The organism is Sandarakinorhabdus sp. AAP62, from assembly GCF_000331225.1.
GTDB lineage: Bacteria > Pseudomonadota > Alphaproteobacteria > Sphingomonadales > Sphingomonadaceae > Sandarakinorhabdus.
The window spans coordinates 223,566-249,041 of record NZ_ANFY01000005.1 but is presented as its reverse complement, the minus strand read 5'-3'; the positions used below and the strand labels follow the sequence as shown (position 1 = coordinate 249,041).

The window sequence follows — 25,476 nt, the reverse complement described above, 5'->3', positions numbered from 1 at the left end:
CACCGCCAAATTGGGCCGTGAACTCATAAGTGGTTGGGGTCGTGACGATGGTGATTTTGTTCACTGGAAAGGAGTTAGGAGGGCGCGATGCCCAAAAGGACTCTGGGCATCGCAACCGACGACACGACGCGGCCAGTGGGCAAAAGCGCTTCTCCGGACGATCCCGACCCCAACCATTTATGAGTTCACGGCCCAGGCGTTCAGCCTGACTGTCAGATCGGTTGCGCCAGCACCGCCAGGGATTGAGCGACCAGGCGGGTCTGCTCGGTTGGCGGGGCACCAGCCTGCTCGAGCCTACCGATGGCCAGCGAGTTTTCGACCACGAGCTGGCAGCGCGCTGCACGCCGCGCCATGAAGCCCGCCAATGCGGCCGCAACATTGTCGGCGGTATCGATCTGTTGCCCCAGCACGATGGCATCCTCAACCGCCATACCCGCCCCCGAAGCGAGCTGCGGCGTGGTGGGGTGGGCTGCATCACCGATCAGCAGCACGCGGCCCCGATACCAGGGGGCCGGCAGCAGAAACGCTTCGAGCGGCCGCATGATGATCGGAGACTGGGGCCCCAGCCCGTCCCGCAACCGACCGACAATGCCGCCATATCCCGCCATCAGCCGCGCCATTTCAGCGGCAAGCTCCGCGTCAGGCATGATCGGCCGCCGCGGCGTGTTTTCCAGAAGGAACAGATAGAGGCTCTGCTGTGACACCGGCGCCACGCCGATCTTCACCGGCCCGCCGAGGAAGAAATGCCGCCGGTCAATTTCGGGCGGGCGGTCGGCAAACAGCCGCCAGATCGTCTGCCCCGTGTATTCGGGCACCGGTGCCTCCGGGAAAATCAGCCGGCGCACCTTGGAATTCAGCCCGTCTGCACCGATCACGAGATCGTAGCGCCCGTGACCACCATCACTGAAGCGCACATCGACCCCAAGTTCATCGCTGGCGAGCGCATCCACCGTCACCCCCAGCTGCACCGCCGTGCCAGAGGCGCGGGTCCGCTCCGACAGGATCTGATGCAGCACGGGACGCATGATGCCGCCGCTGCCCGGCGCATCGACCCCCAATTCTGCCGGATCGGAAACCTCGTCCACCGGGGTGCCGTCGGTCGTGCAGATGCGGATGCCGCGGCCGGAATAGCCCCGTTCCAGCACCGCATCGAGGATGCCGAGTTGGCCGAAGGCGCGAAGCGTTGGCGCGGTGATCGTGATTCCGGCGCCATAGACCCGCCATTGCGGATCGAGATCGATCAGATCGACGGCGATACCGCGCCGACGCAGCTCGATCGCCGTTGCCATTCCGGCAATGCCGCCCCCAACGATCAGCACCGATTGCAGAGGCGGCGTCATGTCAGGCGGGCGACTGCGCGGGCGGCCAGCACCCGCGCCAATTGGGCGCGATACGCGGCGGAGGCATGCAGGTCGCTGGCGAGGCCGTCGGGCCCCAGCAGCGCGGCATCAAAGCTGGCGGCGGCAGGATCGCGGGCCAGCACGGCTTCGATGGCGCTGGCGCGAAACACGCAAGGTCCGGCACCGGTCACGGCCACGCGCGTGCCCTCGGCGTGCACGCCCACGAACACCCCCGCCAGCGCATAGCCGGAAACCGGATTGGCGAATTTGGCATAGGCACAGCGGCGCGGCGCCGGGAACCGCACGGCTGTCACGATTTCGCCCGGTTCCAACGCTGTCTCGAACATTCCGGTGAAAAACGCGTCGGCGGATATCGAACGCCGGTCGGTCACGACTTCGGCACAAAGCGCCAGCACGGCAGCCGGATAGTCGGCGGCGGGATCATTATTGGCTACCGATCCCCCGATGGTGCCGCGATTGCGCACCTGGAGGTCGCCGATCTGCCCCGCCAGGTCGGCAAGTCCGGGCAGGTGCGCGATGACGAGCGGTGACGTGGCAACATCATAATGGCGTGTCATCGCGCCGATCTCGATCACGCCGTCTGCCAGCCTGATGCCGTAGAGCACATCGATGCCCGCGAGGTCGACCAGCGCCGCCGGCTGGGCAAGGCCCTGCTTGAGCGTGGGGATCAGCGTCATGCCGCCCGCAATCGGACGCGCCTGCTCATCGCGCAGCAGCGCCAGCGCGTCGGCAAGCTGCGTCGGCCGATGATAGACGAAGGGAGTCAACCCGCCAGCTCCTTCCCGGCTTCCAGCACCGCGGCGATGATCGGCTGATAGCCGGTGCAGCGGCACAGATTGCCTTCCAGGGCGCCGCGCACCTCAGCGGCACCCACTGTCGGGTCGGTCGCCAACAGAGAGGCGGCCGCCATGATCATGCCGGGGGTGCAGAACCCGCACTGCAAGGCGTGACAACGCTGAAAACTGCGCTGCAGCGGGTGATCCGCTGCCGGATCAAGGCCTTCGATGGTGGTGACGGTGGCATCCTGGGCCTGCACCGCGAAGATCGTGCAGCTCTTGATTGCAATGCCATCCAGATGGACCGTGCAGGCGCCGCACTGGCTGGTGTCGCAGCCGACATGAGTCCCGGTCAGCCCGAGATTGTCACGCAGGAACTCGACCAGCAGGGTTCGGGAGGGAACGTCCGCGGTCACGTCGCGACCATTCACTTCGAGCGTGATGCGGGATGTGGGTTCGCTCATGGCTTCAACGCGTACATGACGGTCATGAACACCAGCAGCAGTGACAGCACGACGATGGTGAAGCTCTGGCTGTCGAAGCGCTTTGCGGCAGACGCGGGGAAACTGGCATCGGGCCGATCATCCCGAGTGACCGCGGCGCCTGGTTCAGCATCGGCAGGCACGTGCGGCGCGGATGGAGCCGGCGCCTCCGGTTGCACAGCAGCGGCGACAGCCAGATCCCTCTCGCCGCCAAGGATTGCCGCAAGCTGTGCGAAGAAATCATCGGCATAGCGCTGCGCAAAACTATCGATCAGCCGCGATCCAATCTGAGCCAACTTGCCACCGACCTGCGCCTGTGCGGTGTAACGCAGCACGGTGGCATCGGTGCCATCGGCATCAAGCTGCACGGTCGCTTCACCGCGCGCGAAACCGGCCGCACCGCCGCTGCCCTCCCCGACGATGCGGCAGCTGCTGGGCGGATCGAGATCCTCCAGCCGGATATTGCCCTGGAACCGCGCCTTCACCGGCCCCACCTTCGCCGTGACACGCGCGGTCCAGTTGGTCGGCGTGTTGCGGGTGATGGCCTCGCATCCGGGAATGCAGTGCTGCAGGATTTCGGGATCGTTGATCGCATCCCACACGCGGTTGCGTGGGGCGGCGATCCGATACTCGCCGGTCATCTTCATGCTGCGCCTCGCTTGCTGGCTTGATCAATCGCGGTCCAGACTCGGGCTGGCGTCAGCGGCATGGCGATATCGGTCACGCCAAGCGGCCAGAGCGCATCAAGGACCGCGTTAACCAGGGTTGGCGGGGCGGCGATTGTTCCGGACTCGCCCACCCCCTTCACGCCCAGAACATTGGTCTTGCAAGGAATTTCGGCCAGTTCCGACTCGATATGCAAGGGCATGGTATCGGGACGGGGCATGCCATAGTCACTGAAACTGCCGCTCAACAATTGGCCGCTGTCGGGATCATAGACGATCGCTTCCAACAGCGCCTGCCCAAGTCCCTGGGCGATGCCTCCAACAATCTGGCCTTCGCAGATCATCGGGTTGAGAATGCGCCCGACGTCATCAACCACCACATAGCGGTCGATATGGATCGCGCCGGTGGCAGGATCGACCTCGACTTCGCAAACATGGGCGCCGTTGGGGAAGTTGGGGCTTTGGCCGCCCGCCGTTCCGATGGTGGTGAGGCCAAGCGACAGGCCGCCGGGCACCCCGATCGGTCGATAGAAGGCCTTGACGACATCAGCAAAGCCGATGGTGCGGTTGCCTTGGCCAACGCTGTATTGCCCATCGGCAAACATGATGTCGTCGATATCGGCATCGAGCAGCTGCGCGGCCATCGTTCGGCCCTTGGCGATGGCATCTTGCGCTGCCGCATGAAGCGCGGTCCCGGCCAGCATCGAGCTGCGCGCCGCATAGGTGCCGCGCCCAAAGGCCACCTTGTCGGTATCACCCTGGATATACTTGATCTTGTCGTAGGGAAGACCGAGCCATTCGTGGATGAGCTGCGGAAAGACGGTGGCATGGCCCTGGCCGTGCGAATGGGTTCCGGCCAGGATCGTGACATTGCCTTCGGGGTCGAAGCGGAGTTCCATGCGATCGTTGAACACCCCGGCGCTTTCGAGGTAGCTGGTCACGGCGCGGCCCCGCAGCCAACCCTTCGCCTCGGTCTGCCGCTGCCGCTCGGGAAAGCCCGACCAGTCCGCAAGGCTGAGGCAGCGGTCCATCATCGCGCCAAAATCGCCCGAGTCGTACGTCACGCCAACAGCGGTGGTGTACGGCATCTGGTCGGCACTAATGAGGTTGCGCCGGCGGATATCGACGCGATCGATCCCGATGGCGCGCGCCGCCATGTCCATAAGGCGTTCAAGCGCAAAACATGCCTCGGGCCGGCCAGCACCGCGATAGGGGCCTGTCGGCGAACAGTTGGTAAAGGTTGCCGTGGTTCGCACCGCAACAGCCGGAATATCGTACACGCCCGGCAGCATCCGCATTGCAAAGGTAATCGGCGCCACGGTGGCCGACGCAACATAGGCGCCGAGGGCATGACGCGCGGTGAGCCGCAAACCGAGCGCCCGGCCATGTTCATCAAGGGCCAGCGCCGCATCAGCTGTCTGATCGCGGCCATGATTGTCACCCATCAGGGCCTCTGACCGCGTGCCGACCCATTTGACCGGGCGGCCGAGCCGCCGCGCTGCCCAAAGCACGATCGCATCCTCGGGGTAGGCATCGGCCTTCATCCCGAAGCCGCCACCAACATCCGGCGAGATCACCCGGATGTCATTCTCGGGCACATGCAGCACCGATTGCGCCAGCACTTTGCGGACGCCATGCGGATTTTGCGAACTCGTGTGCAGCACGAACCCAGCGGTCGCCGGATCAAAGCACCCCACAGCACAGCGCGGCTCGATCGAGTTGGCGCTGATGCGATTGTTGTGGATGGTCAGTGCCACCACGTGGGCGGCACGCGCAAACGCCGCCTCGGTTGCGGCGACATCGCCGAACGCCAAGGTGAAACAGGCGTTTCCGGGGCAGTCATCCCAGACGAGCGGCGCCCCGGGAGCCGCCGCAGCATCCGGCGACACGACTGCCGGCAGCGGCGCGATGTCGACATCGATCGCGGCGGCAGCGTCACGAGCCTGGCGTTCGCTCTCGGCGATCACGACGGCAATGCGGTCGCCGATGCAGCGAACCCGGTCTGCAACCAGGATCGGGCGGATGGTCCGGTAACCCGGCGGCCCGCCGCTGTCGGCGGGCATGAAATAGGGCGGCAGTCCGCCGATTCCGTCGGCAACCGCATCGGCCCCCGTCAGCACTGCGATCACACCCGGCATGGCGCTGGCGCGGGACGTGTCGATGGAACGGATCATGCCGTGCGCATGCTGCGAATAGACAACGACGGCATGCGCCATCCCGGGCAGCACGATATCGCCGACATACCGCCCGGATCCGGCAACGAACCTGCGGTCCTCGGCGCGACGCACCGCCTGCCCAATGCCGAATTTTGCTCCCACGTTTACCCCAAACCGAAGCACCGGATACCTCGGCCATGATAAACAGTACGATCGTACAGTCAACCCCAGCCGCTTTGCTCAATGCTCGACGATTGCGGAGATGGCGATTGTCCCGCGCCCGGGATGCAACCGCCCATCGGTTCGGCCGTGCCGAGTACGATTCAGACCAGCAAAAGCGCCGCCCGTGGCGGTCAGGTGAGGTGATGCCCGTCCGGAACGCGAAATCAGCCCTTCGCGGTCTTCGCGCTCTCGCCGCATGCAAGTTCGCTTAGGCAAACCAGCCAATCATCTGACAACTGCCGGCACTTTCGAGCTGCCGGTCTCATGGCCGGCCCGAGCACCGGCTAAGCGGTGCAACCGGACAAACCGGCGTCAAACTCAACCTGTAGTCCCCGCCTGGCGGGCCGCTGCGCATTGCAGGGAGGTGGTGCCCCTGGCCGGACTCGAACCAGCACGGATTTCTCCACTCGATTTTGAGTCGAGCGCGTCTACCAATTTCACCACAGGGGCACAGGCGCGCCGGTTAGCGCAAGGCGCGGCGCAGGGCAACGGGCGATGGCAAAAAGAAACAGGCTTCGCAAGCAGGCCAGCATCACAACTTCCGGCGCCTTCTCTTTTTGACAATCATTCGGCCCGGCCGCATGGGAAGCCCGATGCGACCACCCCGCAAACCAACTGGCGGTAAACGCCCTACCGGCTCCACTGGTCCCAAGACTGGTCATCGCGCCCCCGACCGCTCTGGCCCCCGTCCGCCTGGCCCCCGTCCGCCTGGCCAACGTCCGACTGGCCAACGCCCGCCTGGCGCCCCGCCGCCATCGCGCCGTGACCAGCGCGCTGCGGGCTGGAGCGACCGCCGCGAGCGCGCCGAAACCGATGAGCGCCCGGCCCGTTCCGAACGCCCCGCCCGCGCAGAGCGCCCCATTCCCAGCGAACGCCCCATTCGCAGCGAACGTCCACAACGTAGTGGCCGCCCGGACCGGACTGAACGCCCGCAACGCAGTGGAGGCCCGGCCAGAGGTGCCCGACCAGACCAACAAGATCGTCCGCCCCGCGCCGAACGTCCACAGCGCGGCGAGCGCCCTGCCCGCACCACCCCTGGCCCCGGCAAGCCGGCGCCGCGCGCCGAACCACCGCGCCTCAAGCGCAGCCCGGCGCCCGTGCGCCAGACCGAAGTCGCGCCGCAACGCATCGCCAAGGCACTGGCCCGCGCCGGCGTCGGTTCGCGCCGCGATATCGAGCGGATGATTGCCGAAGGCCGCATCGCCATCGCTGGCGAAGTGCTCACCTCACCGGCGCTCAACATCACCAGCCTGGCCAATGTCACCGTTGATGGCGAACCCGTGGCCGGCATCGCGCCGGCCAAGCTCTATCGCTTTCACAAGCCTGCCGGCTTCCTCACCGCCGCGCGCGATCCCGCCGGTCGCCCGACCATCATGGACATATTGCCGCCCGGCTTGCCGCGCGTTGTCCCCGTTGGCCGGCTCGACATGAACACCGAAGGCCTGCTGTTGCTCACCACCGATGGCGAGCTGAAGCGCGCGCTGGAGCTGCCGTCCAGCCAGGTGCCGCGCGTCTATCGCGTCCGCGCCTTTGGCGAGGTCACGCAGCAGGCGCTGGAGGCGCTGGCCGATGGCGTCAGCATCGATGGCATCCACTATGGCTCCATCCTCGCCGATATCGAGCGCAAGACCGGCCATAATCTCTGGCTGATCGTCACCATCCGCGAGGGCAAGAACCGCGAAGTGCGCCGCGTGCTCGAACATGTCGGACTGCAGGTGAACCGGCTGATCCGGGTTGCCTATGGCCCGATCGGCCTCGACGATCTGCCGCCGCGCATGGCCGACGAAATTCCCGAATCCGATGTGGCCCTGCTGAAAGCGTTGCTGAAGGCCGCAAGGACAGAGCCACGCTGATGCGTGTGATATCGGGCAAATGGCGGGGCCGCGCCCTGAAAGCGCCCGCTGGCGAATCAACCCGTCCGACCAGCGACCGCGCCCGCGAAGCCGTCTTCTCCATGCTCACCAGCCGGCTCGGCACCTTTGAAGACCTGAACGTGCTCGACCTGTTCGCCGGCACCGGCGCGCTGGGCATCGAGGCATTGTCGCGCGGCGCCGGCAGTTGCTGCTTCATCGACAATGACGCGGCCGCCGTGAAGGCGATCAAGGCCAATCTATCCGCGCTGGGCGCCGCTGGCGACGTGCGGCAAAGCCCGGTTGCCAGCCTTGGCGCTGCCCCGCGCGCGTTCCATTTGGTGTTCCTCGATCCGCCCTATGGCTTGGGCCTCGCCGATCCAGCGCTCATCCACCTTCACGAGCGCGGCTGGATCGCGCCGGGCGCACTCATCAGCGTCGAAACGGCTGCGGCCGATCCCCTGAGCTGTGATTGGGAACGCGTCGTCGAACGCCGCTTCGGCAAGGCGCTGGTGCGCCTGCTGCGCGCTCCGGCTTGAGCTACTCGGCCCGATCCCGCGCGCGGGGATAAGTACCGATCACCTTCACCCAGTTGGTGAAATACTCCAGCTCCTCCAGCGCGCGCGCCACCGGCGGTTCCAGCGGCGACCCCTCGATCTCGGCATAGAACTCCGCCTGGCTGAACTTGCCGTCGCGCAGATAGCTTTCCAGCTTCGTCATGTTCACGCCATTGGTGGCAAAACCGCCCAGCGCCTTGAACAACGCCGCCGGCACCGAGCGCACCTCGAAATTGAAGCTGGTCATCGCCGGAATGCCGAGGGGGGGCACCACCGCCTCCCGGCTCAGCACCACGAAACGCGTGGTGTTGTGATCGGCATCCTCCACCCCTTCGGCCAGGATGTTCAGACCATAAAGCTCGCCTGCCAGCCGGCTGGCAATCGCGCCCACGCTGGCATCGCCCTCTCCAGCCACGGCAGCCGCACCGGCGGCTGTATCGAAAAACTGCACCGGCGCGATGCCCCAGGCCCGCAAATGCCGGCGCACCTGGCCCAACGCCTGCGGGTGGCTCTTCACTTCTCGCAGTGCCGCCTTGTCGCCCAGCCCCAGCAGGCAATGGCGCACCCGCACGAAATGCTCGCCCACGATGCTCAGGCCGGATTCAGGCAGCAGGAAATGGATATCGGCTACCCGGCCATGCAGGCTATTCTCGATCGGAATCATCGCCACCCCGGCGCGGCCAGACTGCACGGCTTCGATGGCATCTTCAAAGCTGGCACAGGGCAAGGGCAGTCGATCCGGGAACGCCTCCCGCACCGCCTGATGGCTGTAGGCGCCGGGCGCGCCCTGGAACGCCACAGCCTGTTCCGGCGCCGCGGCAGCAGCGGCCACCATGCGATCAACCAGAGTTTGGGCCAGGGGTGGATAGCTGCTCGTCATGTCCGTTCGTTATGATAGTGCGCTGCAACAAGCAAATGCTTGCGGGCCTGCGCGATATTGCCTAATCGCTGCGTCAGGAAGGCGCAGGCAGGGCTCGTCCCCTGGGGCAACCGCGCCCACATTGGAGCTTCGACGTGGACAGCTTTGAGTGGAACAAGATTTTTGGTGGCGTTCTGGCCGGCCTGCTGGCCGTGCTGGGCGTGTCGATCATCAGCGACATGATGTTCGCCCGCCACCTGCCGGAAAAACCCGGCTATGAAGTGGCCGGCGCTGAAGAAGCCCCGGCCGAGGGCGCTGCTGCTGCCGAAGCCGAAAAGCCCGCCGCTTTCTATCTGGCCTCGGCCGATATCGCCAAGGGCGAAGCCGTGTTCAAGAAGTGCGCGGCTTGTCACAATGTCGATCCCGGCGGCGCCAACGGCACCGGCCCGGCGCTGCACGGCATTGTCGGCCGACCGATCGCTGCCGCTGCTGGCTTCAGCTATTCCGATGCCCTGTCGGGCATGAAGGGCAAGAATTGGGATTGGGACAATCTGTGGGGCTGGCTCAAGAGCCCGAAGGCCTTCATGGCCGGCAACAAGATGAGCTTCGCCGGCATCGCCAAGCCCGAAGACCGTGCCGCCGTGATCGCCTATCTGAACAGCAAGAGCGCCAGCCCGCTGCCGCTGCCCGCTGCCCCGGCCGAAGAAGCCCCGGCTGCCGTGGAAGCCGCTGAAGGCGAAGCGGCGCCGGCTGCTGAAGCTACTCCGACCCCGTAAGAGCACGTCATCACGAAATCAGGGGCGGTGGCTGCAGCTGCCGCCCTTTTTTGTTGCGCAAGCAAGAACATGCCTCTGGCGGGCAGGGACTCGTCCCTGCACCCGTGGAATAACAAGCGTTTCCAAACAGCTGATCGATCAAGTTAACGTATACGATTTCAGTCTATGCTGTCTTTGGCAATATGCGGGGCGAACATGTGGAATGATGACAATGCCTTCTACGACGATGGTGAATGGATCACGTGGACAGATATAAATGCCCATCTGAGCCAGCTTGAGCGTTTAGAGTTGCGGGCTCGATTCCCTCACATCAATCTCAATATGCTCCCGTATTTGCGGAGTCTCCTCGATCTGGCGGAATCATATTATGACCAAACTGGTAGGCATTTGCAGGTCTATGGAGATATCGGTGAGCTGTTCGGAGAGGTCGCCCACGGCCTAAAGCTGCATCGCAACTACGCTGAAGGCTCTGATGGAAAAATTGGCAATGATTTTGTCGAGGTTAAAACAATAACACCGTTCAAGAATAAAAGTTCCGTGACTATCAATCTTGAACGAAATTTCAGCAAGGTTCTGATTGTCAAAATCAATGCCAATTTCGAAATCAGCAGCAAACTGATCGACCGAAAATCGCTTCCCAAAACGAAAGGAAAGCTGCTTCGGCTGGATTGGGATGGATTCGATCATGAAGCAACAACGAGCGAATGGCTTGAAGAAATCTAACGGCTAGAATTGACGCAAATCTCCGATCAAGCACTCGCCTCCAACAAACGGGTGCAGGGTCTGCGACCCTGCCCGCCGGAGGCCCCTCCCCTTCCCTTACAACCCGTAATGCGCCTTCACGATCGCCCACCCCTCTTCCGCCGTTTCAACGAAATGGAACAGCTTCAGATCATCCGGCGCGATCACGCCTTCTTCGGCCAGCGCTTCGAAGTTCACCACACGGTTCCAGAAGTCGCGGCCATAAAGCAGGATCGGCAGCGGCGCGACCTTGCCGGTTTGTACCAGAGTGAGCAGTTCGAAAAATTCATCGAAGGTGCCAAAGCCGCCGGGGAACACCGCGACCGCCTTGGCGCGCATCAGGAAGTGCATCTTCCTGAGCGCGAAATAGTGGAACTGCACTGACAGGCCGGGGGAGACATAGGGATTGGGCACCTGTTCGTGTGGCAGCACGATGTTGAGGCCCACCGACGGCGCACCGCTTTCCCAGGCGCCGCGGTTGGCGGCTTCCATGATCGACGGGCCGCCGCCGGAGCAGACGGTGAAGCAGCGTTCGCCATCCTGGCAGTGCGTGGAAACCAGCACCGCCAATTCGCGTGCCACCGCATAATAGCGGGCGTTGGCGGCCAGGCGCCTGGCGACGGCCTGGCGTTCGGGTGTGGCAGCGGCATCGATCAGCGCCTGCGCGTCTTCCGGGGCAGGAATGCGGGCCGAGCCATAGAAGACGAAGGTGCTGTGGATATTGGCTTCGGCCAGCAGAAGTTCGGTCTTCAGCAATTCCAGCTGGAAACGCACCGGCCGCAGATCTTCGCGCAGCAGGAAATCATTGTCCTGAAAGGCAAGGCGATAGGCCGAATGTTCGGTCTGCGGAACGGCGGTGGGCTGGTTGCCCAGCCTGGCATCGGCTTCGGCGGTGGGAAAGATCCGTTCGGGCACAGTCGGCGGCACGGCAGATGTCATCGTCTTCATACTCTTTGCAAAACGGTCGCGCGGCTTAAAGCAGGCGTGCCTGCTTGTCACGCCCCCATTGTCATTGCGGGCTGGTCAGGCCCAGGGCTTCGGTGGCTTCGCCCACGCTCTGATAACGCCAGCCCATGTCAGCATGAAGATGGGCGTGGGTCGGGATATGGAACAGGCCGAGATCGAGGCCCTTCAGGCACAGCGCGGCCGCCCGTTCCGGCATGATGATGCCCATGTCTGCCGGCCATTTCGCCGGATCATCGCCCAGCCCTGGCGCCGTCATCCCGGTATACACACCACCGGGCAGCAGCACATGCACATCCAGCGGTTTGCCGGCGTTGCGGCTTTCAGTAGCCAGCCATTCCGCGAGGATCAGCACGCCATGTTTGGACGCCGCATACAGGCCAATGCCGTTGTTCTGCACCGACGGTGGCAGCGACAGGCTGTTTTCCGATCCGGTGATCACGATCCGCCCGCGCCAGCCGCCGGCTTCGGCCGCCTGGCACAAGGCCTGCGCCAGCCGGGTTGGCCCCAGCATGTTGATTTCCCACAGCCGCGCCAGGCCAGGATCATCCAGATCAGCCTTCAGCAGCCGGCGCCGATAGCCGATGCCGGCATTGGCGAACACCGCATCCAGCCGGCCATGGCGGGCAACCAATTGCGCCACCGCTTGCCCGCCGGCCGCAGCATCGGCCAGATCGAGCACCAGCGCTTCGCCGCCACACAGCGCTGCCGTTTCGGCAACGCCATCTTCATTGATGTCCGCCGCCGTCACCAGCGCACCACGCCGGGACAACTGCACCGCCAGTGCCCGCCCGATGCCGCTGGCTGCACCGGTGATCAGCACATGTTGGCCCGTCCAATCGATCATCCCCAAATTCCTCTTCCTGGTTGGATTGACGAGACGCCATCACCGGTGCGAGGTCAATGCCCCGGCCTTTGCGAGGGAGCCACGCATGATCGACCGCCGCACGTTCATCGCAGGCCTGCCGCTCCTCACCGCCGCCCCGACGCTGGCAAAGCCGGACCGTTTCGCCGCCCTGCGCCGCGCCATCTCGCAGATCGAGCGCAGCGCCGGCGGCCCCATCGGCATATCGCTGATCGATACCCAAACCGGCGAACGCTTCGGCCATCGCGCCAATGATCGTTTTCCCTTGTGTTCCACCTTCAAGCTGCTGCTCGCTGCTCGGCTGCTGCACGGGGCCGACAAGGGCGAATGGACGATGAACGACCGCCTGCCCGTGACCAAGGCCGACTTGCTGTTCAACGCACCCTTCACCGAAAGGCGCGTTGGTGGCAGCGCGTCCTTGCTGGAACTGGCCGAAGCGATGGCGGTGCTCTCCGACAATCCCGCCGCCAACATCGCGCTGGCCAGGATCGGCGGCCCGGTTGCCCTCACCCGCTGGCTGCGCGCCACTGGCGACCGGATCACGCGGCTGGACCGCAACGAGCCGGAGATGAACAACGAAAGGCCTGGCGACCCGCGCGATACCACAACGCCCACCGCCATGCTGGCCACGACGCGCGCCCTGGTGGAAGGCGGTATCCTGTCGTCAGCGGCGCGCCGCACCTTGTTCGGCTGGATGCAGGCCAGCAAGACCGCCGACTCCATGATCCGCGCCGCGCTGCCGCCCGGCTGGCAGGAAGCCAACAAGACCGGGGCCGGTTCCTGGCACGCGCGCAACATCGTTTCGGTGATCACCCCGCCGGGACGCAAACCAATCTGGGTCGCCGCCTATCTGTTTGCCGCCAAATCCGAACTGGGCGAACGCAATCGCCAGTTCGTGCCGCTGGGCCGGGCCATCGTCGAGTCGGTCGGCTAGGCCGGAGCCAGTGCATGCCTCGACAGTCTCGGCATGAGCGGTTCTGGCTGGTGCGGCACGAAGGTCGCTCCATGCCTCTTCAGTCATGGAAAAGCCCGCTCATGCCGAGCTTGTCGAGGCACACGCACGCGCGCCGCCTGGCCGAAACAACTTGACGCCCTGTTGCAAACCACTATGGCCGGCGACGGGCCACGCCGTCCCAACGCGGCGCGCGCTCTCTGTGAGGAGAGAACATGACTGACAAGCCGACCGCGCTTCCGGCGCGCCCCCATTTTTCGTCCGGGCCTTGTGCAAAACGTTCTGGATGGAGCCCCGAACAGCTCGACACCGCTTCCCTTGGTCGCTCGCACCGCTCCAAGCTCGGCAAGGCGCGCCTGAAACACGCCATCGACCTGACCCGCAAGATCCTGGGCGTCCCCGACACGCACCGCATCGGCATCGTGCCGGCCAGCGACACCGGCGCCTATGAAATGGCGATGTGGACGATGCTGGGTGCCCGGCCGGTGACGGCCATCGCCTGGGAAAGCTTTGGTGAAGGCTGGGTGACCGATGCGGCCAAGCAGCTGAAACTCAATCCCACCGTCATCACCGCGCCCTATGGCGAACTGCCCGATCTGGCCGCCGTCGATTTCACCAACGACGTGCTGTTCACCGCCAACGGCACCACGTCCGGCGTGCGCGTCCCCAATTATGATTGGGTGCCGGCCGACCGCGAAGGCCTGACCTTCGCCGACGCCACCTCCGCCGTGTTCGCGCAGGATGTCGATTGGGACAAGGTCGATGTGCTGACCTATTCGTGGCAGAAGGTGCTGGGCGGCGAAGGCGGCCACGGCATGCTGATCCTCGGCCCCCGCGCCGTCGAACGCCTCGAAAGCTACACGCCGGCCTGGCCGCTGCCCAAGATCTTCCGCCTCGTCTCCAAGGGCAAGCTGACCGAGGGCATCTTCGTCGGCGAGACCATCAACACGCCGTCGATGCTGGCAGTGGAAGACTATATCGACGCGCTGGAATGGGCCGACAGCCTTGGTGGCCTCGATGCGCTCAAGGCCCGCGCCAACGCCAATGCCGCCGCGCTCGACGCCTGGGTGCAATCGCGCCCGTGGGTGGAGCATCTGGCCAAGGATGCCGCCACACGGTCGAACACGTCAGTCTGCCTCGTTCTCCCCGGCCTCGCCGAAGAGCAGGTGAAGGCGATCGTCAGCCTCCTCGAAAAGGAGAAGGCCGCCTATGACATCGGCGCCTATCGCGACGCCCCGGCCGGCCTGCGCATCTGGTGCGGCGCCACCGTCGACACCGCCGACATCGCGGCGCTGACCCACTGGCTCGACTGGGCCTACGCGGAAGTCACCCAATAATCTCCCCTCCCTGCAAGGGAGGGGCCGGGGAAGGGTGCGAGCGCAGCGAGCTTCTCCTCTTCAGCCAAGCCAGCCCTTGCGGGGAGCACCCTCCCCCAACCCCTCCCTTGCAGGGAGGGGAGTTGAAAGGTTCACCCCATGCCCAAAGTCCTCATTTCCGACCAGATGTCCCCCAAGGCCGCCGAAATCTTCCGCGCCCGCGGTATCGAGGTGGACGAGATCACCGGCCTGTCGAAGGACGAGCTGATCAAGATCATCGGCAACTATGACGGCCTCGCCATCCGCTCCTCCACCAAGGTGACGAAGGAGGTGCTCGCCGCTGCCACCAACCTGAAGGTCGTCGGCCGCGCCGGCATCGGGGTGGACAATGTCGACATTCCGGCCGCCTCCGCGCTCGGCGTCGTCGTCATGAACACCCCGTTCGGCAACTCGATCACCACCGCCGAACACGCCATCGCCCTGATGTTCGCGCTCGCTCGCCAGCTGCCCGAGGCTGACGCCTCCACCCAGGCCGGCAAGTGGGAGAAGAACCGCTTCATGGGCGTCGAAGTGACCGCCAAGACGCTGGGCCTGATCGGCGCCGGCAACATCGGCAGCATCGTCGCCGATCGCGCGCTGGGCCTGAAGATGAAGGTGATCGCGTTCGATCCCTTCCTCACCCCGGAACGCGCCGAGCATATGGGCGTGACCAAGGTAACGCTCGATGAACTGCTGGCCGGCGCCGATTTCATCAGCCTGCACACGCCGCTGACCGAAAGCACCCGCAACATCCTCAGCCGCGAAAATCTGCTGAAGTGCAAGCCGGGCATCCGCATCGTCAATTGCGCCCGTGGCGGCCTGATCGACGAAGTGGCACTGAAGGAACTGCTCGATTCCGGCCACATCGCCGGCGCCGCGCTTGATGTATTCCTGGAAGAACCGGCCAAGGCCTCGCCGTTGTTCGGCACACCCAATTTCGTCTCGACGCCGCACCTCGGCGCCAGCACCGACGAAGCCCAGGTCAATGTTGCCATCCAGGTGGCGGAACAGCTCAGCGACTTCCTGCTTACCGGCGGCGTCACCAACGCGCTCAACATGCCGTCACTGTCGGCCGAAGAAGCGCCGCGCCTGAAGCCCTATATGGCGCTGGCCGAACGGCTGGGCAGCTTGGTGGGCCAGCTCGACAATGAGGGCATCAAGTCGGTGCGCGTCGAGGTCGAAGGCGCTGCGGCCCAGCTGAACCTGAAGCCGATCACGGCGGCGGTGCTGGCTGGCCTGATGCGCACGCACAGCGATACGGTCAACATGGTCAACGCGCCCTATCTGGCCCGCGAACGCGAGATCGAGATCGCCGAAGTGCGCCACGACCGCGAAACCGATTATCACACGCTGCTGCGCGTGACGGTGATGACCGCCAGTGGCCCGCGCACCGTGGCCGGCACGCTGTTCGGCATGTCCAAGCCGCGCCTCACCGAGATTTTCGGCATTACCGTCGAAGCCGATCTCGCCGGCGACATGCTCTACATCGTCAACGAGGACAAGCCGGGCTTCATCGGCCGCCTCGGCACCGCGCTGGGCGGGTCAGACGTGAACATCGGCACCTTCCACCTTGGCCGCCGCGATGCCGGTGACGAGGCCGTGCTGCTGCTCAGCGTCGATACCGCCATCCCCGACGCGCTGCTCACCACCATCCGCGCCCTGCCCGGCGTGAAGGTGGCCAGCGCGCTGCGCTTCGTGTGATGGCTGGCGGGGAGGAAGCGCTTGCTGCCCTCCCCGCTTGCCGCTAACCGCCTCCCCATGACAAGTTTCGGCCTCCTCCCCGAAGGGTTGCGCGATCGGCTGCCGCCGCAAGCCCAAGCCCTTGCCAGCCTGGTGCGCACCCTAACCGATGTGTGCGCCATGCACGGATATGAGCGGGTGGCGCCGCCGCTGGTGGAATATGAAGCCAGCATGGCCGGCGGCAGCAGCCGCGAACGCCTGCGCTTCACCGATCCGGTCAGCCAGATGACTCTGGCGCTACGGTCAGACATCACTGGCCAGGTTGGCCGCATCGCCGTCACCCGCCTTGCTGGCCAGGCCCGCCCCGTGCGCCTGATGTACGCTGGCCCGGTGCTGCGCGTGCGCGGTGATCAGCTTTCGCCAGAGCGTGAACGCACCCAGGCCGGCGCCGAACTGATCGGCAGCGACAGCCCCGCCGCCGCTGCCGAAGTGCTGGCCGTCGCCGTGGAGGCGCTCATTGCCACCGGCCTGACCGGGCTTTCGGTCGATCTCACCATGCCCACATTGGTTTCCGATCTCGCTGCTGCCGGCTGGTCGCTGGGCCATGCGTCGCTCAGCGACGTACAGGCCTGGCTGGATGGCAAGGATGTTGGTGCCCTGCGCGCTGCCGGCGCCGATCAATATGTGCCGTTGATCGCCGCTGCCGGCCCGGTCAACGCGGCGCTGGCGGCCTTGAAGCAGCTTGATCTGCCCGATGCCGTGCTGGCGCGACTGGATGCCATTGCCGCGCTGGCCGATGGCCTGAACGGCGTCTCCGTCACGCTCGATCCCACCGAACGCCACGGTTTCGAATATCAGACCTGGCTGGGCTTCTCGCTGTTCGGCGCTGGCCTGATGGCCGAAGTCGGCCGGGGCGGCGCCTATACGGTGGCGCACGCCGATGGCGGACAGGAAGCCGCGATCGGCTTCTCGCTCTATGTCGATGGGTTGGTCGATCTGGGCCTGGGCCAGGAAAGCAAGACGCGCGTGCTGCTGCCGCTGGGGACGCCAGCCGCTGTCGGGCTGGAACTCCGCAAGCAGGGCTGGATCACGGTGGCGGCGCTGGAAACCGGTGCCGATGCCAGCGCACTGAATTGCAGCCACGTGTTTGCCGATGGCGTGGTGCGGCCCGCATGAGCTGGGCGCTGCGCTTTGCGGTCAACCGCGCCGAAGCCGAATCCCTGCCCGATCTGTTCGAATTGATGGACGAGCCGCCCACGCTGAACGTCGAGGAGCCGGACCCGTCCAAACCCGATGATTGGGTGCTGACCGCTTACTTCGCTGCTCAACCCGATGGTGACATCGTTGCGCAGATCATCGGCCTGTTCCCGTCTGCCGCCAACCCGGCGCTGGAAGAACTGCCGGAAGCGGACTGGACCACAATGTCACAGCGCGACCTTGCCCCTGTGCGAGCCGGACGCTTCATCATCCACACCGCCGATCATGCCGATGCAGTGCGGATCGGCGATTGGGCATTCCGCATCGAAGCCGGCCTGGCCTTCGGCACCGGCCAGCATGCCACGACGCACGGCTGCTTGGCGGCAATTGCGCGCCTGAAAAAATTCCGCGATTTCCGCAATATCGCCGATATTGGCACCGGCACCGGCGTGCTGGCCATGGCGGCCCTGCAGGCCAATCGCAGCGCGCGGGCCATTGCCAGCGATATCGATCCGATTGCCATCGACGTGGCGGCGGAAAATCTGGCGCTGAACCATTTTGTCGCAGGTGCATGTGCCGGGCGCATGGCTCTTGCGGTTTGCCCAGGGCTTGCCGCCCCGGCGCTGCGCGACCGCGCGCCCTATGATCTGGTACTGGCCAACATATTGGCGCCGCCGCTGATCGCGCTGGCGCGGGACATGGCGGCTGTGATTGCGCCCGGCGGCGTGCTGGTGATGGCGGGGCTTCTACACCACCAGCAACGCGCCGTCGCCAACGCCTATCGCCGGCACGGGTTGGTGCCGGCGTGGCCGATGGACCGCAGGGCGGAATGGCCCTGCCTGGTTCTGACGAAGAAAAAGGTGCAAGCCTAACGGCTTGCGCCTGTTGAACGCGCCTTAGAGCGCGTGGAACAGACGGGCTTCAACCGCAGCGGGCGTCAGCATGATGCGACGCTTGGCGGTAGGCAGACGGCGAACCGGGGCCAGAATTTCGGCAACCGGAACAGCGCGCACCTGCGGTTCAAATTCAGTCGATACGACTTTCATTGGTACGCTCCTGTTGATGAGCCGGGCCAATTCCCGGCTGACAAGAGCTTTATTAGGACTGTCACACCCCTTTGTGCAGTGCAGCAGATCGGGCAACAGCCATGCATTGGGCGCATGGATTACAATGAAGCAGGACTCAGTTTATCGCTTGGGCAAGGGTTGGTGGATCGCATCCTCGATCGGGCTGGGCAGATGTGGCACGGGTGCCGCCGGTACGGTTCCATGCAAGGCATGGAACAGCGGCGCGGCGGAGACCGGCGTGAGTTCAACATGGAAAGCCTGTGGCCTGATTCCGTCCACCGGCGTTCCGTTCGATATGGTCTTCATGGAGACGCTCCTGTCTGATCAGCGGGGATATCCCCGACTGCCGGGAGCTGTGGTTCATGCGTCTCAGGCCAATCTGCGACGCAGCAGACTCGACGACAGCGACTGAATCTTAGCACGAACGGCTCCCGATCAGGACTCCGATTGCGCCTGCGCAACCAGCGCCAGCCAGCCATCTTCATCCGTCACCTGGACGCCAAGCGCTTGCGCCTTGGCCAGCTTGGATCCCGCCCCCGGCCCGGCAACGAGCAGGCTGGTTTTCGCCGACACGCTGCCCGAGGTTTTCGCGCCAAGCAGTTCGGCCTGGGCTTCGGCTTCTTCGCGGGTGCATTTCTCCAGCGCGCCGGTGAACACGATCGTCTTGCCGGAAAGCCCGGTCTGCTTGATTTCCGGCAGCGGCTGCGGCGTCACTTCGGCCAGCAGGGCGGCCAGCGTCTCGCGGTTGTGCGGTTCGGCGAAGAAATCGATCAGCGCTTCAGCGACAATGGCGCCGATGCCGTTCACCGCCGTCAGCCGATTGACCGCATCCTCGGCTATTGCCGCGTCCTGCACCGCCTGTGCCGAACGGAAGGCACGGGCAAGGTCGCGCGCCGTTACCTCACCGACATGACGGATCCCGAGCGCGAACAGGAAGCGATCCAGGCTCACGCTGCGCCGCTCGTCGATGGCGGCAAGCAATTTGTCGACCGACTTTTCCTTGAAACCGGGCAGCGCCAGCAGCGCGTCGCGCTTTTCGTGCAGATGGAACAGCGACACCGGCCCTTCGATCAGTCCCTGTTCGGCGAAAAGCTCCAGCCGCTCGGTGCCCAGCCCCTCGATATCAAAGGCATTGCGGCTAACGAAGTGGCGGAGCCGCTCGTGCCGCTGCGCCGGGCAGGTCAGGCCGCCCGTGCAGCGCCGCACCGCACCATCTTCCTCGCGCACCGCTGTCGAACCGCAGGCCGGGCAATGATCGGGAAACACGAACGGAGCGCCGCGCGGAGGCTCTGACGGCACCACACCCAGCACCTGCGGGATCACATCGCCGGCGCGCTGCACCTGCACCCGGTCCCCCACCCGAACGTCCAGCCGGGCAATCTCGTCCTCATTGTGCAGCGTGGCGTTGGTGACGACCACCCCGCCCACCGTCACCGGCGCCAGCCGCGCCACGGGCGTGAGCGCGCCGGTGCGGCCAACCTGGATGTCGATGGCTTCCAGCAAGGTTTCGGCCTTTTCCGCCGGGAACTTGTGCGCCACCGCCCAGCGTGGGGACCGCGCCACCTGGCCCAGCCGTTCCTGCCAGTCCAGCCGCTCCACCTTGTAGACGACGCCATCGATATCGAACGGCAGATCGGCGCGGCGGCGTTCCAGATCGGCGGTGAAGGCGAGGCATTCGTCCATCGTGGCATTGCCCACCGCCAGGCTGCCCGTGTCGAAGCCCCAACCGGCAATGGCGGCGGTCACCTCGCTTTGAGTCGAGCCCGGCATCGCACTCATCTCGCCCCAGCCGTGGACGATGAAGGCCAGCGGCCGGCTGGCGCTGATCGCCGGGTCCAGCTGGCGCAGCGAGCCCGCGGCGGCATTGCGCGGATTGGCGAAGATCTTGGCCCCGGCCTCCGCCTGCCGCGCGTTCAGGGCGGCAAAACCGGCCTTGGACATGTAGATTTCGCCGCGCACTTCGGCCACGGCTGGCGCGGCTTCGGGCAGCGTGTGGGCCAGACCCGTCACATGGGAGAGATTGGCCGTCACCTCCTCCCCCACCGCACCGTCACCACGGGTGGCCCCGTGCACCAGCCGGCCATTTTCAAACCGCATCGCGCAGGACAGCCCGTCAATCTTGGCTTCGGCGCGCAGGCGCACATCTTCATCTTCGGGCAGGTTCAGGAACCGCCGCACCCGCGCCACGAACTCGCGCGCCTCGTCATCGCTGAACACATTGTCCAGGCTCAGCATCGGTTTCGAATGGGTGATCTTGGCAAAGCCGGCGGCGGGCTTCGATCCAACGCGGAAGCTTGGCGAGTCACCGCGCACCAGATGCGGGAAGGCGGCTTCAATGGCGCTGTTGCGCTGCACCAGCGCATCATAATCCGCGTCCGAAATCCTGGGCGCGTCCTTCTGGTAATAGGCTTCGCTGTGATGGGCGATGGCTTCGGCCAGCCGCGCCAGTTCGGCAGCGGCGTCAGACTCGGTAACAGGCAGCGCGTCGGTCATGGCTGCAGGAGTAGCAGGCTGTTCAGGGTCGGCAAAGTAGGCCGCGGCCGGCGGCAAAGCCACGCCGTCAGACGAGTCAAAAAGAGCGGGGTGTTGGCCCCGCCCTTTTCGCTTGCTGGCCAATCTTGCCGGAGTCGACGCTCGCCCGGCGGCGATCAGAACTTGAAGCCCACCATCACGTTCCACGTGCGCGGATCGCCATAATACACCGTCTGGATATTGCCGACCGAGCTGAACTCCTGCCCGTCGGTGCGATAGCGTTCGTCGCCCAGATTCTTCACGCCGCCCTGCACGTACCAGCGGCCACCTTCCGCATCGAAGCGCACATAGGCATTGGCCAGCCAATAACCCGGTTCCACCAGCCCCGGGCGGTTGTCGACGCTGAGGAAATGCTTGTCCACGAACCGCGCATCACCGCCCAGCGTGATGCTGCCGGCATCGCCCACCGGGATACGGTAATCGGTGGCCAGCGTGAGGGTGAGTGGCGGGGCGAAGGCCGGTTCGCACGTCACCTGCGCGCCGGTCGGGTTGCAGCTGAACGCCGGCGCGCGGCGGCCATCGTTGAACTCGTCGTAACGCGCGTTCAGGTAACCGGCGTTCATCCGCAGGTTCCAATATCTGGTCGGCTTCAACGCTGCTTCCAGCTCCACGCCCCAGATCGAAAGCCGGCCGGCGTTCAGCACGGGGAAGGAGGCGACTGAACCACCGCCCACGCGTGCCTGGAAATCGCGGAAGTCGCTGTAGAACACGGTGCCCGAAAGGAACACGCGGCCATCAAGGAAGCTGCCCTTGGCGCCGCCTTCATAGGTCCACACGGTTTCAGGGCGGAAGGTGGTGACGATGGTCGGCACGCCATTCACCGTCTGGGTCAGATCGGCGATGCCATTGGCGCGGCCATTGAAACCACCCGACTTGAAGCCGCGCGACGCCGAAACATAGATCTGGCTGTTGGCATCCGGCTTCCACGCCAGGTTCACGCTCGGCGTCCAGGCATCATATTCGGCCTTGTTGTCGAGGTTGAACGGCGCCGGCAGGCTGCCGGGAAAACGGAAGGCCAACCCGTTGAGAGCGCCAAAGGTCGAAACCGTGGTGGTGAAGCGATCATAGGCCCGCTCCTCATGGGTATAGCGCAGGCCGGCCGTCAGGCTCAGCCTATTGGTGAACTTGTAGCTGGCCTGGCCGAAGGCGGCATAGCTCTTGGTGTTCTGAGCGTCGTCGATCAGGCGGGTGAACGGCACGCCGAACAGATCATCGGCATAGGCTTCCTGATGTGAAGCGATATTCTCGTTCAGGTAAAACAGGCCGAACACCCCTGAAAAACGGTCCGTGTTCCACTTCAGCTGCAGTTCCTGGCTGAACTGGCGCTGGTTGATGCCCACGAACACGTCACCCAGCTCGGCCTGGGTGGCGTCGATATCGATGAACAGGTCCGGGTCCAGCTTGCGCCATGCCGTGATGCTGGAGACCATGATGGCGTCGGAGAGCTGCCAGTTGGCGGTGAGGTTCACCCCCCAGTGATCAAGCCGCTGGCCCTCGTTGCCGGTGAAGCTGGTGGAGGCCTTGAAATCATAGGCGCCATAGGGCGCCGCCACCACCGGGCGCACGCCACCCAGATTTGCCGTGGCATAGCCCAGGGTAAGCGCATTGCGCTGGCGGTTGTAATCGCCGGAGACGAGGATCTCGAGCGCATCGGTCGGCTTGGCGCGCAGCTTGCCGCGCACGGTCAGGCTGTCGCGGTCATTATATTCCCGGCCGGTGCGCGGATCGGTGACAAGGCCGTCGCGCTTGTCCCACTGGCCGGCGAGGCTGAACGCCAGCTTGTCGCCGACCAGCGGGGCCGAGACATAGCCGTTGAGCACGATCTGGTTGTAGCTGCCATAAAGCGCCGAACCGGCAGCCTTCACCACCTCCAGATCGGGCTTGCGCGACACGATGGAAAGCGCGCCACCGGTGGTGTTCTTGCCATACAACGTGCCCTGCGGCCCGCGCAGCACTTCGATGCGCTCCACGTCGAACAGGTTGAGCAGTGCACCCTGGATGCGGGAGAGATAGACGCCATCAACATAAACGCCGACGGCCGGATCGAAGGTCTGCAGCGCATCGGGCTGGCCGATGCCGCGAATGAAGATATTGGCGCTGGCCGCCGAGCCACGGCCCTGCACCAGATTGAGATTGGGCGCGGCCGCCTGCAGGCCCGACAGATCAACCGCCTGATATTTCTGCAGATCAGCCTGGGAGAAGGCCGTCACCGCAACCGGCACATCGATCAGTCGTTCATCGCGGCGACGGGCCGAAACGATGATTTCTGCGTCACTGGTCAGGGCATCGCCCGCAGCCGCCGTCTGGGCAGCAGCCGGCAGACTGGCCAACAGGCCGGCGCTGGCCAGCAGGGCGAGACGGAAATTCGGGCGGATTCTGGCAGCGATCATGTGCATTCTCCCCACGGCGGGCGCCTGGCTGGCGCCGGTCTTGCGTGACTGTTGGCGATGCAATACTGAAACCTGAACCAGGATTCAACTCCTGACAGAAAAACAGTGCGCTTGACCGGCGGACAGGGATGAGATTGGAACCATGCTGTGACCGCGACGCCACAGACATCGGCCGAGACGCCGCATACCGAAAGCCGGAGCAAGGAACCGCGCACGGCACGCGGCCGCAAGACACTGCGCCTGATCCTCGATGCCGCTGCCGAGGAATTTGGCGCGCGCGGCTATCACGAAGGCAGCATCGCCCGCATCGCCCAGCGCGCTGGCGTCGCCATCGGCAGTTTCTACACCTATTTCGATTCGAAGGAGGCGGTGTTTCGCGCACTGGTGGCCGACATGAGCCGACAGGTGCGCGAACATGTGGTGCCGTTCATCCTCGCTGCGCCGGACCGACTGGCCGGCGAACGCGCTGGCCTGACCGCCTATCTGGATTTCGTGCGCACCCACAAGGCGCTGTATCGCATCATCGATGAAAGCGCCTTTGTTGCCGAAGACGCCTATCGCCGCCACTATGTCGATGTCGCTGATGGCTATGCCACGTCGCTGGAGCAGGCGTTCGGGCGCGGTGAGGTTTCGGATGGCGACTGGCAGGTGCGGGCCTGGGCGATCATGGGCATGAACGTGTTTCTGGGCCTGAAATATGGCGTGTGGGATGATGGCCGACCGGTGGACGAGATCGCTGCGGCCGCCCATGCCCTGATTGCCGATGGGCTGGCGCCGCCACGCTGAGCCGATCGGGCGCCTTCATGCCACTTTCTGCTTGAACATTACATCTATGTAATTATCTTGTCAGGCAGCCGGCACCGGTTGCGCCCCTAATCCCCCCCCTATGGACCCGGGTGCGGCCGGGTCGCGGGCGCCCTCCCCACCTTGGGGCGCCCGCGACAGCCGGCACCAGCGACCCATAAGCGCCTCAGCGGCACCGGTCGGCGCGGTCCACCACGGCCGCCACAGCCATGGCGACGGAAAAGCCCAGCAGGGCCAGCGCGCCCATGCCTGCTGGCGGCAGCGGCTCGCCGGGCAGAACATTGATGATGGCCAGGATCAGCGCCGCGCCAAACCAGCCGATCGCCGGCCGTGCCGCCAACCCCGCCCGGCCGCGCGCTGCCACCCACAGGCACATGGCCAGGCCCAGCAAGCCAAGTTCGACCAGCATTTCCAGCGCCGGCAGGTTCCACAGGCCAAGACCCAGCTTGGGCCCCTGCCACAACAACGGCAGATCGGGCCGGTGCACCAGCAGATCAGCCAGCCAGTGCGAGAATACCACCGCGCCGATCAGCCAGCCGGCCCAGGGAATCCTTGGGCCCCACAGGATCGCCGCCGCCACCCCGGCCAGCGCAGACCATGCCACAGCCATCGGCAGGCTGTGCGACCAGGGCATATATTCCAGCACCAGCGGTGAACCCGGCAGTGACGGATCAAGCTGGAGCCGCTCCACCCCGGCGATCACCAGCACGCCCCACACGATATCAACCAGTTGCGCCGCACCAACACAGGCCCAGAACGGCAATTGCGGCCGCACCGCCTTGGCCGCCACCGATGCAGCGAAATGGCCAACGAACATCAGTTCCGCTTTCGGAACGGCCAGTCGGTCACGCCGCCAGCCCACAACGCCCACCACACGATGACAGGCTGGGCCAGCAGGCGGGGCACATGATAGCCCAGGCCCGCCACCTGCCCGCCCAGCGCGATGCCTTCCACCGCATGCTTGATGTTGGCCGGAAACACGCACACCGCATAGGCTGCCAGCCCCCACGCCGCCGCCACGCGCAGGCGCGGCACCATCAACCCGATGGCGCCGGCAATTTCGGCCACGCCCGTGGCCAGCACCACTTCACGGGGGAACGGCACCCAATCCGGCATGATCGGCAAGAAGCCTTCCGGGCTTTTCAGATGGACAACACCAACGGCGAAATAGGCCAGCGCCAGCACGACGCGGGCGATCCTGCGGGCCGCCGTGTCAGGCGTCATCG

General features: G+C 65.1%; 24 protein-coding genes and 1 tRNA gene. 10 read left to right on the top strand and 15 right to left on the bottom strand.

Translation table 11 applies throughout. From position 1 onward, the window contains the following. Window positions 1–212 precede the first annotated feature (212 nt). From D619_RS0105665 to D619_RS0105640, 6 genes are all read right to left on the bottom strand, one after another. A complete protein-coding gene (locus tag D619_RS0105665; RefSeq protein WP_017667606.1) occupies window positions 213–1,340 on the bottom strand; it encodes an FAD-dependent oxidoreductase in 1,128 nt (375 codons plus the stop codon). Next, complete coding sequence (locus tag D619_RS0105660) at window positions 1,337–2,128, bottom strand: xanthine dehydrogenase family protein subunit M (protein WP_017667605.1); 792 nt, start codon at window positions 2,126–2,128, stop codon at window positions 1,337–1,339. The genes D619_RS0105665 and D619_RS0105660 overlap by 4 nt, the downstream gene beginning before the upstream one ends. Beyond that, complete coding sequence (locus D619_RS0105655; protein WP_017667604.1) at window positions 2,125–2,601, bottom strand: (2Fe-2S)-binding protein; 477 nt, start codon at window positions 2,599–2,601, stop codon at window positions 2,125–2,127. The genes D619_RS0105660 and D619_RS0105655 overlap by 4 nt, the downstream gene beginning before the upstream one ends. Then, window positions 2,598–3,266, bottom strand: coding sequence for a carbon monoxide dehydrogenase subunit G (locus D619_RS0105650; protein WP_017667603.1), 669 nt, complete (start codon window positions 3,264–3,266; stop codon window positions 2,598–2,600). Before D619_RS0105650 ends, D619_RS0105655 begins: the two co-directional genes overlap by 4 nt. Beyond that, a complete protein-coding gene (locus tag D619_RS0105645; RefSeq protein WP_017667602.1) occupies window positions 3,263–5,602 on the bottom strand; it encodes a xanthine dehydrogenase family protein molybdopterin-binding subunit in 2,340 nt (779 codons plus the stop codon). Before D619_RS0105645 ends, D619_RS0105650 begins: the two co-directional genes overlap by 4 nt. A 425-nt stretch (window positions 5,603–6,027) precedes the next feature. Next, window positions 6,028–6,112 (bottom strand) — tRNA-Leu (locus tag D619_RS0105640). Window positions 6,113–6,759: 647 nt separating this feature from the next. Between D619_RS0105640 and D619_RS18305 the strand changes: the two genes are divergently transcribed. Beyond that, the gene (locus D619_RS18305; protein WP_017667601.1) at window positions 6,760–7,515 is read left to right on the top strand and encodes a pseudouridine synthase; all 756 of its coding nucleotides are present in this window, start codon (window positions 6,760–6,762) and stop codon (window positions 7,513–7,515) included. After that, window positions 7,515–8,051 carry a 16S rRNA (guanine(966)-N(2))-methyltransferase RsmD gene (gene rsmD / locus D619_RS0105630; RefSeq protein WP_017667600.1) on the top strand — a complete coding sequence of 179 codons (537 nt, stop codon included), beginning with the start codon at window positions 7,515–7,517 and terminating at the stop codon, window positions 8,049–8,051. Before D619_RS18305 ends, rsmD begins: the two co-directional genes overlap by 1 nt. A gap of 1 nt (window position 8,052) precedes the next feature. Here rsmD and D619_RS0105625 read toward each other — a convergent pair whose 3' ends face one another. Next, window positions 8,053–8,949, bottom strand: coding sequence for a prephenate dehydratase (locus D619_RS0105625; protein ID WP_017667599.1), 897 nt, complete (start codon window positions 8,947–8,949; stop codon window positions 8,053–8,055). 134 nt (window positions 8,950–9,083) lie between these two features. Here D619_RS0105625 and D619_RS0105620 point away from each other — a divergent pair, with 134 nt between their 5' ends. Together D619_RS0105620 and D619_RS15710 are read left to right on the top strand one after the other, a co-directional pair. Further along, on the top strand, window positions 9,084–9,704 hold the full coding sequence (locus D619_RS0105620; RefSeq protein WP_017667598.1) for a cytochrome c family protein: 621 nt from the start codon (window positions 9,084–9,086) through the stop codon (window positions 9,702–9,704). Between the two features lie 195 nt (window positions 9,705–9,899). Then, complete coding sequence (locus tag D619_RS15710) at window positions 9,900–10,427, top strand: hypothetical protein (RefSeq protein ID WP_033372985.1); 528 nt, start codon at window positions 9,900–9,902, stop codon at window positions 10,425–10,427. A 96-nt stretch (window positions 10,428–10,523) separates the two neighbouring features. On the opposite strand, the gene D619_RS0105610 is transcribed toward D619_RS15710, so the two are convergent. Then, complete coding sequence (locus D619_RS0105610; RefSeq protein ID WP_017667596.1) at window positions 10,524–11,393, bottom strand: TIGR00730 family Rossman fold protein; 870 nt, start codon at window positions 11,391–11,393, stop codon at window positions 10,524–10,526. Window positions 11,394–11,454: 61 nt separating this feature from the next. Continuing rightward, window positions 11,455–12,255: an SDR family oxidoreductase gene (locus D619_RS15705; protein WP_017667595.1), complete on the bottom strand. Its 801-nt coding sequence runs from the start codon at window positions 12,253–12,255 to the stop codon at window positions 11,455–11,457. A gap of 85 nt (window positions 12,256–12,340) precedes the next feature. Here D619_RS15705 and bla point away from each other — a divergent pair, with 85 nt between their 5' ends. The 5 genes from bla (at window position 12,341) to D619_RS0105580 (ending at window position 18,329) form a co-directional block, all read left to right on the top strand. Further along, on the top strand, window positions 12,341–13,207 hold the full coding sequence (gene bla, locus D619_RS0105600) for a class A beta-lactamase (protein WP_017667594.1): 867 nt from the start codon (window positions 12,341–12,343) through the stop codon (window positions 13,205–13,207). Between the two features lie 233 nt (window positions 13,208–13,440). Continuing rightward, window positions 13,441–14,562, top strand: a complete 1,122-nt coding sequence (locus D619_RS0105595; RefSeq protein WP_017667593.1) for a phosphoserine transaminase — start codon at window positions 13,441–13,443, stop codon at window positions 14,560–14,562. Window positions 14,563–14,700: 138 nt separating this feature from the next. Next, window positions 14,701–16,281, top strand: coding sequence for a phosphoglycerate dehydrogenase (gene serA, locus D619_RS0105590; RefSeq protein WP_017667592.1), 1,581 nt, complete (start codon window positions 14,701–14,703; stop codon window positions 16,279–16,281). A 57-nt stretch (window positions 16,282–16,338) separates the two neighbouring features. After that, entirely contained in the window at window positions 16,339–17,436 is a 1,098-nt protein-coding gene (locus tag D619_RS0105585) for an ATP phosphoribosyltransferase regulatory subunit (protein WP_017667591.1), read from the top strand. Further along, complete coding sequence (locus tag D619_RS0105580) at window positions 17,433–18,329, top strand: 50S ribosomal protein L11 methyltransferase (protein ID WP_017667590.1); 897 nt, start codon at window positions 17,433–17,435, stop codon at window positions 18,327–18,329. The genes D619_RS0105585 and D619_RS0105580 overlap by 4 nt, the downstream gene beginning before the upstream one ends. A 24-nt stretch (window positions 18,330–18,353) precedes the next feature. Here the strand turns inward: D619_RS0105580 and D619_RS17810 are convergent, their stop codons facing one another. From D619_RS17810 to D619_RS0105565, 4 genes are all read right to left on the bottom strand, one after another. Continuing rightward, window positions 18,354–18,599, bottom strand: coding sequence for a hypothetical protein (locus D619_RS17810; RefSeq protein WP_152417312.1), 246 nt, complete (start codon window positions 18,597–18,599; stop codon window positions 18,354–18,356). A gap of 45 nt (window positions 18,600–18,644) precedes the next feature. After that, window positions 18,645–18,830 (bottom strand): hypothetical protein, encoded by a 186-nt coding sequence (locus tag D619_RS17805; protein ID WP_152417311.1) that lies wholly within the window; start codon window positions 18,828–18,830, stop codon window positions 18,645–18,647. Window positions 18,831–18,959: 129 nt separating this feature from the next. Then, a complete protein-coding gene (gene ligA, locus D619_RS0105570) occupies window positions 18,960–21,017 on the bottom strand; it encodes an NAD-dependent DNA ligase LigA (protein ID WP_017667588.1) in 2,058 nt (685 codons plus the stop codon). 155 nt (window positions 21,018–21,172) lie between these two features. Further along, window positions 21,173–23,446 (bottom strand): TonB-dependent receptor, encoded by a 2,274-nt coding sequence (locus tag D619_RS0105565; protein WP_017667587.1) that lies wholly within the window; start codon window positions 23,444–23,446, stop codon window positions 21,173–21,175. A gap of 147 nt (window positions 23,447–23,593) precedes the next feature. Here D619_RS0105565 and D619_RS0105560 point away from each other — a divergent pair, with 147 nt between their 5' ends. Beyond that, window positions 23,594–24,232, top strand: coding sequence for a TetR/AcrR family transcriptional regulator (locus D619_RS0105560; protein WP_017667586.1), 639 nt, complete (start codon window positions 23,594–23,596; stop codon window positions 24,230–24,232). A 184-nt stretch (window positions 24,233–24,416) separates the two neighbouring features. Here the strand turns inward: D619_RS0105560 and D619_RS0105555 are convergent, their stop codons facing one another. Next, window positions 24,417–25,067, bottom strand: a complete 651-nt coding sequence (locus D619_RS0105555; RefSeq protein ID WP_017667585.1) for a hypothetical protein — start codon at window positions 25,065–25,067, stop codon at window positions 24,417–24,419. Next, the gene (locus D619_RS0105550) at window positions 25,067–25,474 is read right to left on the bottom strand and encodes a DoxX family protein (protein ID WP_017667584.1); all 408 of its coding nucleotides are present in this window, start codon (window positions 25,472–25,474) and stop codon (window positions 25,067–25,069) included. Before D619_RS0105550 ends, D619_RS0105555 begins: the two co-directional genes overlap by 1 nt. Window positions 25,475–25,476: the final 2 nt, after the last annotated feature.

What these genes read in the sequence shown, in the direction of transcription:
- D619_RS0105665 (WP_017667606.1), bottom strand. Translation starts at nt 1,340, where the DNA reads ATGACGCCGCCTCTGCAATCGGTGCTGATCGTTGGGGGCGGCATTGCC.
- D619_RS0105655 (WP_017667604.1), bottom strand. Translation starts at nt 2,601, where the DNA reads ATGAGCGAACCCACATCCCGCATCACGCTCGAAGTGAATGGTCGCGAC.
- D619_RS0105650 (WP_017667603.1), bottom strand. Translation starts at nt 3,266, where the DNA reads ATGAAGATGACCGGCGAGTATCGGATCGCCGCCCCACGCAACCGCGTG.
- rsmD (WP_017667600.1), top strand. Translation starts at nt 7,515, where the DNA reads ATGCGTGTGATATCGGGCAAATGGCGGGGCCGCGCCCTGAAAGCGCCC.
- D619_RS0105625 (WP_017667599.1), bottom strand. Translation starts at nt 8,949, where the DNA reads ATGACGAGCAGCTATCCACCCCTGGCCCAAACTCTGGTTGATCGCATG.
- D619_RS15710 (WP_033372985.1), top strand. Translation starts at nt 9,900, where the DNA reads ATGTGGAATGATGACAATGCCTTCTACGACGATGGTGAATGGATCACG.
- D619_RS0105610 (WP_017667596.1), bottom strand. Translation starts at nt 11,393, where the DNA reads ATGAAGACGATGACATCTGCCGTGCCGCCGACTGTGCCCGAACGGATC.
- D619_RS15705 (WP_017667595.1), bottom strand. Translation starts at nt 12,255, where the DNA reads ATGATCGATTGGACGGGCCAACATGTGCTGATCACCGGTGCAGCCAGC.
- bla (WP_017667594.1), top strand. Translation starts at nt 12,341, where the DNA reads ATGATCGACCGCCGCACGTTCATCGCAGGCCTGCCGCTCCTCACCGCC.
- D619_RS0105595 (WP_017667593.1), top strand. Translation starts at nt 13,441, where the DNA reads ATGACTGACAAGCCGACCGCGCTTCCGGCGCGCCCCCATTTTTCGTCC.
- serA (WP_017667592.1), top strand. Translation starts at nt 14,701, where the DNA reads ATGCCCAAAGTCCTCATTTCCGACCAGATGTCCCCCAAGGCCGCCGAA.
- D619_RS0105585 (WP_017667591.1), top strand. Translation starts at nt 16,339, where the DNA reads ATGACAAGTTTCGGCCTCCTCCCCGAAGGGTTGCGCGATCGGCTGCCG.
- D619_RS0105580 (WP_017667590.1), top strand. Translation starts at nt 17,433, where the DNA reads ATGAGCTGGGCGCTGCGCTTTGCGGTCAACCGCGCCGAAGCCGAATCC.
- D619_RS17805 (WP_152417311.1), bottom strand. Translation starts at nt 18,830, where the DNA reads ATGAAGACCATATCGAACGGAACGCCGGTGGACGGAATCAGGCCACAG.
- ligA (WP_017667588.1), bottom strand. Translation starts at nt 21,017, where the DNA reads ATGACCGACGCGCTGCCTGTTACCGAGTCTGACGCCGCTGCCGAACTG.
- D619_RS0105565 (WP_017667587.1), bottom strand. Translation starts at nt 23,446, where the DNA reads ATGATCGCTGCCAGAATCCGCCCGAATTTCCGTCTCGCCCTGCTGGCC.
- D619_RS0105555 (WP_017667585.1), bottom strand. Translation starts at nt 25,067, where the DNA reads ATGTTCGTTGGCCATTTCGCTGCATCGGTGGCGGCCAAGGCGGTGCGG.
- D619_RS0105550 (WP_017667584.1), bottom strand. Translation starts at nt 25,474, where the DNA reads ATGACGCCTGACACGGCGGCCCGCAGGATCGCCCGCGTCGTGCTGGCG.